General features: G+C 60.7%; 9 protein-coding genes. 1 reads left to right on the top strand and 8 read right to left on the bottom strand.

The window, feature by feature from the left end; all coding sequences use genetic code 11:
• Positions 1-50: 50 nt before the first annotated feature.
• The 8 genes from WCJ41_RS07915 to WCJ41_RS07950 form a co-directional block, all read right to left on the bottom strand.
• A complete protein-coding gene (locus tag WCJ41_RS07915) occupies positions 51-1,481 on the bottom strand; it encodes a saccharopine dehydrogenase C-terminal domain-containing protein (RefSeq protein ID WP_336905304.1) in 1,431 nt (476 codons plus the stop codon).
• A 108-nt stretch (positions 1,482-1,589) separates the two neighbouring features.
• Entirely contained in the window at positions 1,590-1,889 is a 300-nt protein-coding gene (locus WCJ41_RS07920) for a hypothetical protein (protein ID WP_336905313.1), read from the bottom strand.
• Positions 1,889-2,560, bottom strand: a complete 672-nt coding sequence (locus WCJ41_RS07925; RefSeq protein ID WP_336905305.1) for a hypothetical protein — start codon at positions 2,558-2,560, stop codon at positions 1,889-1,891. The genes WCJ41_RS07920 and WCJ41_RS07925 overlap by 1 nt, the downstream gene beginning before the upstream one ends.
• Positions 2,561-2,628: 68 nt before the next feature.
• Positions 2,629-4,032: an amino acid permease gene (locus WCJ41_RS07930; protein WP_336905306.1), complete on the bottom strand. Its 1,404-nt coding sequence runs from the start codon at positions 4,030-4,032 to the stop codon at positions 2,629-2,631.
• 10 nt (positions 4,033-4,042) lie between these two features.
• Entirely contained in the window at positions 4,043-4,204 is a 162-nt protein-coding gene (locus tag WCJ41_RS07935) for a hypothetical protein (protein WP_336905307.1), read from the bottom strand.
• 10 nt (positions 4,205-4,214) lie between these two features.
• The gene (locus WCJ41_RS07940; RefSeq protein ID WP_336905308.1) at positions 4,215-4,601 is read right to left on the bottom strand and encodes a hypothetical protein; all 387 of its coding nucleotides are present in this window, start codon (positions 4,599-4,601) and stop codon (positions 4,215-4,217) included.
• A 2-nt stretch (positions 4,602-4,603) separates the two neighbouring features.
• Complete coding sequence (locus WCJ41_RS07945; RefSeq protein ID WP_336905309.1) at positions 4,604-4,888, bottom strand: hypothetical protein; 285 nt, start codon at positions 4,886-4,888, stop codon at positions 4,604-4,606.
• A gap of 160 nt (positions 4,889-5,048) precedes the next feature.
• Entirely contained in the window at positions 5,049-5,570 is a 522-nt protein-coding gene (locus tag WCJ41_RS07950) for a hypothetical protein (RefSeq protein ID WP_336905310.1), read from the bottom strand.
• Positions 5,571-5,665: 95 nt separating this feature from the next.
• Between WCJ41_RS07950 and WCJ41_RS07955 the strand changes: the two genes are divergently transcribed.
• Positions 5,666-7,050: ATP-binding protein (locus WCJ41_RS07955; RefSeq protein ID WP_336905311.1), on the top strand; the 1,385-nt coding region annotated here is incomplete at its 3' end.

Genomic DNA, 7,050 nt, shown 5'->3' on the forward strand with positions numbered 1-7,050 from the left:
CGAATCGGGAAATATCATGGCCGGGCAAGCCCGGCCATGAAAGTAGGTGTTTAACGCACCAGGATATTCTGGAACTGCCAGGGATCCTTGCGGTCCAAATCGGTGGCGAAGAGCTCGATCACCGAGTCGAGTGGAGTCCAGTCGGTGTAGACCCCGCGCATGGGTCCAAGATAGGGAGACTGGATTGCGAGGCAGCGCTTGTAGTCCATTTCGTCAGTCTCGACGATACCGGCCATCGGATTCTCGATAGCCCAGATCATGCCGGAGAGCACGGCGGAGGACACCTGCATGCCCGTGGCGCTGTTGTTCGGGGCGAGCTTGCGCGCCTCCTCGATCGACAGCTGCGAGCCATACCAGTAGGCGTTCTTCTTGTGGCCATAAAGCAGTACGCCCAGTTCATCCCGGCCGTCGGCGATCTGGTTCTCGTCGAGGACATAGAAATCCTTGGGGTGCTTGCCGCCATTGCCCAGCATCTCCACCCACGAAAGCACAGCGTCGTTCGACGGGTGATAGGCATAATGACAGGTCGGCCGATAGGTAACCTTGCGGCCTGATCGGACAGTGAAATAGTCCGAGATCGAGATCGCCTCGTTGTGGGTGACGAGGAAGCCGAAGTGCGGCCCCTCGGTCGGCGTCCAGGTGCGCACGCGGGTGTCAGCACCCGGGGTCTCGATGTAGATCGCTGCGCCGCAACCCGTCTTGTGGCGCTTGCCCTTCGGCGGCAACTTCTTCTCATGCGTGCCCCAGCCGAGCTCCGCTGGCTGCAGGCCTTCGGAGATGAAGCCTTCGACCGACCAGGTGTTGACGAAGGTGCCGAAGGGCTTCGACTCCTTGGTGCGCTGCGTGTCGCGCTCGGCGACGTGGATGCCCTTGACGCCCAGTTTCTTCATCAGCTTGGCCCAGCCGTCGCGCGTGGTGGGCTCGGCAACCTTGGTCTTGGTGGCCTTGGCGATGTCCATCAGCGCCTGCTTCACGAACCACGACACCATGCCGGGGTTGGCGCCGCAGCAGGAAACGGCAGTAGGACCGGGCCCAAGGGCCTTCTTCAGCGCCAGCATGTGCTCGCGCATGGCATAATTGGTGCGCTCGCCCTGCGGCAACTTGGTGTTGTAGTAGAAGCCCGGCCACGGCTCTATAACCGTGTCGATGTAGAGCGCATGGGTTTCGCGCGCGAGACGCATGATATCGAGGCTCGCGACGTCGACGGAGAGATTGACGATGAAGGCGGGGCCCGGACCAGCCGTGAGCAAGGGCTTCAGCACCTGCCGGTAGTTCTTCCGGGTGAGCGCCGCCTTGATGTAGGAGGCGCCCTGCTTTTCAACCAGCTGGCTCCTGGACGCGTCGGGGTCGATGACCGTGATCTGTTTGGGATCGCATTTGATGTGGCGGAGGATCAGCGGCAGGGTTCCCCTGCCGATCGAGCCGAAGCCGATCATCACGATGGGGCCATTCCACGCGGCGTGCACGGGCCAATTGGTCATTTCATCGAAACTCCTGTGTATGAGGGATTAAAGCGCCTATAGCGCCTTGAACCGTCATTCAAAAGAGAAATGTGCGATTGCAACGTGGCCGGTCTGTGGTCGCGCCGATCAGGCTTCGCCTGGAGGATGTGCCTTGGTCTTGCGGTTGGAGTACTTCGCCAATTCCCAGTTGATACGTGCTGTCTTGTAGGCATCGATGACCGAGAAGCCGTAGATCAGGATACCGCCTGCATGACGCGAGAAGAAACTTGCTGTCTCCGGGGTGAGACGCAGGCTCACCCATCCGAGAATGACGGTGAAAAACAAAAACATCAGTCCGCGCTGCGTCTTGCCGAGCAGCACATGCCCGGCGCCGGGCAGGATGACGGCGGCAGCGAGAACGGCATAGGGGTTCACCGGCTTTTCGATCATGAGGATGGCGTCTCCCGCATTTCGATGTTGTGGCGCAAGGCTATCATCAGATCGAGACTATCGGTTACCATCTGCGGATCGATTGTGACGTCTCCGAAGTCGGCCTGGCGGAACACGCCATAGCGTGCCCGGTCTGCCTCCCCTGCCAGTAACACGATGCGCAGACCCTTGGGCGTAATCAGGAGTTCCTTACCGTATCGACTGTGAATGAGTGCAAGATGGCGGGAGATGATCATTGGGTTGAGCATGCGCGCTGCGTCATCGGTGCGGATGACCGCGTCCCGCGGGAAGCCTTGCGGGTTGGGCACGGTTACTGGCAGATCATCGAAGTTCGAGAAGCTGGAGGCTCCGCCCGGGCGCATCATCAAGTCCAGGGTTGCCCCCACGGGCAGTGGTCCCGGCATCGTGACCATCAACCACAGGCTGGGCAGCTTGCGCACCGCCAGTGTGTCGGCCACCACCTTCACCTCGGCCACGCGCCCCTTGTAGCGCCCGGTCAGAATATAGGTGCCTGCCGTCATGCCCGCGTTGATGCGGGGGTCTTCCAGCACGGCGGCTGCCGCAGAAAGCAAACGGTCCGGCTCGGCCTTGCGTCGCCGAGCAGTCGAGATCACATGGCGCGCGAGAAGTGCTGCGAGCGCTACGGCCAGAGCCGTTCCGATGATCATTTGCCACATGCAGGCTGCCAGAATTTATGAGGCCCGCCTCGAAAGGCGGGCCTGGTTGCTGTTGAGGTTCAGTAGCCCAATGGCTTGGGCCACGGCATGGTGAACTGGTCGCCGCGCTTCACATAACGGTAGCGGTAGAAGTGGAACCACAGCGACATGATGACGTAGAACACCACCATGGCCGTGAGCTGGGCACCATAGCCAAGGAAGATGGCGAAGTAGGTTACCACGCACAGCGCCAGCAGCACGATCGCCGGCAGCGGGTGGAAGGGATGCGTGTATCCGCGCTGGATCGTGCCGAGCGGCCACTTGTTCCGGAACATCATGATGTTGATGCTCATGAACGTGTAGTGGAGCACACCCGAGAGGATCGAGAACGTGATCGCCTGCCCAAGGTTTGCGATGAAGGCGAAGGCCAGCGCGATCGGCACCAGGAAGATGATGGACCGGTAGGGTGTCCGGTACACGGGGTGCACGGCGGAGAACCACGGCGGCAGGTAACGGTCGCGGCCGAGCGAGAACCAAGCCCGGGCGGCATCGTTGATGCAGCCGTTGGCCGAGGCCAGCGCGGCGAGGATGGTGGCCGTGAACATCATGGTTTCCAGCAACTTGCTGCCGGTCAGCTTGCCGGCATCGAGAAGCGGGTAGTAGGTGAAGCCCAGATACTGCCAGGGCATCAGCGAAGCGCAGATGTACCAGGTCAGCGAGGCACCGATGAGCAGCGTAATCATGCCGGCCATGGTGCCATAGGGCAGCGAACGGGCCGGCGAGCGGACTTCTTCTGCGGCCTGTGTCGTTCCCTCGATGCCGAGGTAGTACCAGATGCCCCAGTGGAAGGCGGCGATGACGCCGATCCAGCCATATGGCAGGGCATTCTTCGGCGTCACCATTTCGTTCAGCTTCAGGATCGTTCCCTGGCTCCACGGCTGGACCGAGAAGAACAGGACGATGATGGCCAGGTAGGCAATGGCCGTGATCACGAAGTTGACGTTCAGCGTCATCAGCACACCGCGGTAGTTCAACGCGGCGAGCCCGACGATGACGATGGCGATGATGCCCTTATAGTGCCAGTCAGTGAAACCATCACCGGCATAGGATTTCACCGTGTCGGCGATGAGGATGGCGTTGGACACCTCGAGCATGGTGTAGGCAAATACGAGGTAGAGTGCCACATTGAAGGCCATCAGCGGGCCGACGATGTGCTTGGCCTGCGCATATTGACCGCCGGCTGCGGCGACGGTCGAGGTCACCTCGGAATCGATCATGGCGACGGAGGTGTAGAGAAGACCGATCACCCAGCAGATGATCAGCGCGGCGAGCGTGCCGCCCTTGTCGGCGGCAAAGTTCCAGCCGGTGTATTCGCCGACCAGAACGATGCCGACACCCAGCGCCCAGACATGGCCCGGGCCGAGGATGCGCAGCAGTGAAACTCTTTTCACCGTATCTGCAGCAGAAGCAGTTGCGTTTGACATCTGTCGCCCCTCAGACCTTGTGGGATTCTTGGACAGCCTCGATCTCGCCTTCGCGAGACGAGGTCAGGGTTGCCTCGGAATAGGTCGTATCGACGCGGAACCAGTCATAGAGCATCCAGAGGAAGAGGGCGGCGGCCAGAACCCAGCCGGCATTTGCGATCATGATCCACATGGCTGTACCCTCACTTTTTCTTGTCGTCGAATTTTTCCGCGATCACCTCACGATATTCCTTGTCGGAAGCGCGGAAGAGAAAGATGAAGTAGCCGGCGATCACCGCCGCAAGGAGGAAGAGCTGCACCCAGTCGATCGAATAGTCGAATTTGTTCTGGATGATGTCATGCGCGGCTGCCGCGTCGGCGAAGCCGAGCTTGACCCACTGCTCGACCTGCGCCGGGGTCTGGCCAAGTGCTTCCCATGTCGGGTTCTCGATTTTCACGATCGAGCGGGAGACACCCGCCCAGCCCGCCTGCAGCGGAAGCCACAAGGCGAGGAAAATGGCGGCGACAACAAATATGATGTCGACCCATTGCATGAAACGGCTTTGTTCGGGAGGGGTGTAGCGGGCCATGGTCAGCGTCCCTTCCTCATCTCATCGAGATGCTTGATGTCGAGAGAATAGATGAATTTCTTGTCCTCTGCGTAGTGGCGCAGCATGGCGCTCACTGACGCCGTGTTGAAGATGAGCAGCGCGACAGCCGCGATCAGCACCACGACCCTCACCCCGGTGTCCGGGATGTAGGGCCACGACATAACGAGGACGAAGATGATGGTAACCCAAAGTGCCAGCACGAATAGCCATGCACCACGGCGATCGCCCTGGTACATCGCCTCAATGCGTTGATTGAGGTCAGACATGCGTTTCTCCCATTGACCAGCCATTATCCTCGCAGCGGGCTGGGCCAATCCCCTTGGTGTGAGTCGATTGCTGCGAAGCAATTTTGTTATCTGCGAGGAAACTCCCGCTTGAAGCCGATGTCAAGTAATCCCGACGCGCTTTGCCTGTGGAACGTCGTTTTCAGCCCTCGGATGCTTTGAACGATGACATCCGCTCGCCGATGTCATGGGCAGAGAGGCCGGTGCCCAATGACGCCACGTTGAATTCCGGTTGCCGCAGCATTCGGCTGAACAGGCCAAGCGCGCGGGCCGGCCACGCGATCTCCGCTGCGCTTCGGGCAGGCTCTGACACGTCCATTTGCACAGCGTATGATCGTCCGTTGAAGATCACCTTCCATGAAATGGCGTCCCACGGGAGGGGATGGGCGGACAGGCGTCGGTCCAAAAGCCCAGCGTCGGTCAATTCGATCGCGTTCCCGGCGAGCCTGGCGATCCGCCAGCAATGACCAACCATGATGATGCCTGAGAGCGTCAGCAACAGCCCCATCAGCATCAGCACTGCCGCGCCACCGTTTTCGCTTGGCCCCAGAACCTCATAGCCTGCAGCGACAAAAAACAACCCAACGGCAATCTCTGCTACCCAGAACAGCAGCAACAGACGTGGCAGCGTCGGACGGTTGGCAATGAGCACAGGCGCGGGCATGCGCCAAGAAGGCCCGGGACCACCCACCCAAGTCAAGTGTTGCAAGCGACCCCCATGAGAGGATACTCACCGCCTGAAACGATTCAGGAACAAGAATGGCCAAGCCCGCCAACTCCAGCTCACTGTTCGACGATTTGCCCGCCGCGCCCAAGCCATCTGCCAACAGGGGGCCAGCAAAGTCGCGCGGTGAGGAGAGCTATACCGCTGCAGACATCGAGGTGCTGGAGGGGCTTGAGCCCGTCCGCCGCCGCCCCGGCATGTACATCGGCGGCACCGACGAAAGGGCGCTGCACCATCTTTTTGCGGAAGTTCTCGACAACGCGATGGACGAGGCGGTGGCCGGACATGCCACATGGATCGACGTCAGCTATACCGAGGACGGGTATCTCTCCGTTATCGACAACGGTCGCGGCATCCCCGTCGATCCGCATCCGAAGTTCAAGGACAAGTCCGCCCTCGAAGTCATCATGACCACGCTGCATGCGGGCGGCAAATTCGACTCAGGCGCTTATGAAACCTCGGGCGGCCTGCACGGCGTCGGCGTCTCCGTGGTCAACGCACTGTCCGACCATGTGATCGTTGAGGTGGCGCGCGGCCAGCAGCTCTATCGTCAGGAATTCCGCCGCGGCAAGCCCACAGGTCCCATTGAGAACCTTGGCAAGGTGTCGGGTCGCCGCGGCACCAAGGTGTCGTTCCACCCGGACGAGCAGATCTTCGGCAAGGGCAACACCACCTTCCTTGCGGCGCGGCTGTACAAGATGTCGCGGTCCAAATCCTATCTCTTCGGCGGCGTCGAGATCCGCTGGTCCTGCGATGCCTCGCTCATCAAGGACAAGGAGACGCCTGACAAGGCAGTGCTCCACTTCCCCGGCGGGTTGAAGGACTTCCTGGCCGAGCGCATCGAAGGCAAGCACCGCGTGGCAGATGAGATCTTTGCCGGTCGTGTTGAAAAGGAAGGAAGCCACGGTACGGTCGAATGGGCAGTGGCCTGGTTCGGCGGCGACGATGGCTTCTCGTCCTCCTACTGCAATACCATTCCCACGCCCGAGGGCGGTACGCATGAGCAGGGGCTTCGTACCGCGCTCACGAAGTCGATCCGCAACTATGCGGACATGACCCAGAACAAGCGTGCCTCGGTGATCACTGCCGACGACGTGATGACCTCGTCAGGCGCGCTTCTTTCTGTCTTTATCCGTGAGCCCGAGTTCCAGGGCCAGACCAAGGACAAGCTCGCCACGGTCGAAGCGATGCGCATCGTCGAAAACGCGGTGCGGGATCATTTTGACCATTGGCTCACGGGGCATCCGGCCCAGGCCGACCGTCTGCTCAACTTCATCATCGACCGCGCCGAAGAGCGGATCAAGCGCCGCCAGGAGAAAGACGTCTCACGCAAGACGGCCGTTCGCAAGCTGCGCCTTCCCGGCAAGCTGGCCGATTGTTCGGCCACGCAGAAGGATGGCTCGGAACTCTTCATCGTCGA

Source organism: Aestuariivirga sp. (genome assembly GCF_037139295.1).
In the GTDB taxonomy this organism is placed as follows: domain Bacteria; phylum Pseudomonadota; class Alphaproteobacteria; order Rhizobiales; family Aestuariivirgaceae; genus Aestuariivirga.